Origin of the sequence: Vibrio sp. OPT46 (assembly GCF_015163535.1) — a bacterium.
GTDB lineage: Bacteria > Pseudomonadota > Gammaproteobacteria > Enterobacterales > Vibrionaceae > Vibrio > Vibrio alginolyticus.
This window is the reverse complement of the sequence record NZ_JADDYG010000904.1, coordinates 1-650: the sequence shown is the minus strand read 5'-3', so window position 1 is coordinate 650 and position 650 is coordinate 1. Positions and strand designations below refer to the sequence as shown.

General features: G+C 40.5%; 2 protein-coding genes. Both read right to left on the bottom strand.

Features of this window, described 5'->3' with window-relative positions; all coding sequences use genetic code 11:
* Nucleotides 1–197, bottom strand: a 197-nt coding sequence (locus tag IQR33_RS31955) for a DUF3634 family protein (protein ID WP_193844330.1), incomplete at its 3' end; no start/stop codon positions are given.
* A 15-nt stretch (nucleotides 198–212) separates the two neighbouring features.
* The coding region (gene matP / locus IQR33_RS31950) for a macrodomain Ter protein MatP (protein ID WP_193844329.1) at nucleotides 213–650 on the bottom strand (438 nt) is incomplete at its 5' end.

Below are 650 nucleotides of genomic sequence, written 5' to 3'. Positions count from 1 at the left end.
CGTTGGCTATACACCTTCATTTCACCAGTAAACGGGTTATGCTCACTAATATCCTGTAAGTTGTGTTTGAAAGAAGGAGGTAGATGCCCTTTTACGTTACTAATATGACCATTATCGAACTTTACTTTTAACACCGGCCTATCGACTGCGATCAACCAAAAGATCACGATGGCTGCAATTAAGATTACATATAACATTTGGCACTCCCTATCCTAGCTAGATAGCAATTTACTCAAATCCTCTTTAATTGAGGTAACTTTTTGACTCGCTTTTTCACTTCTCGACGCTTCGGAAAGCAAATATTCAATTGCGTCAGATAACGTACAACCAAGTTCATTCGCTCTACTAGAAAGCTTTTCCCAAACTCGGTAATCTAAATCAATGGATTTCTTCTTTGTATGGACTTGCTCTGCATTGAAGTGACGTTTCCGTTTCGCTCGGATAGCCTGCTTGAGTTTATTATCTAACTCTTCTGACATGTGGTTTTCTATCCAAGCCAAGACAAGTGTAGGCTCGTGTTCAAGGCGTTTTAGTTCTGCGACCGCTGCATCTGCTTCGCTTGTATCAATATGTCGGGTAATCGCTTCACCATCTTTCCATTTTTTGATGAGATACTTCCATTTCCACCCACATTCTAGATTCTCAAGCTG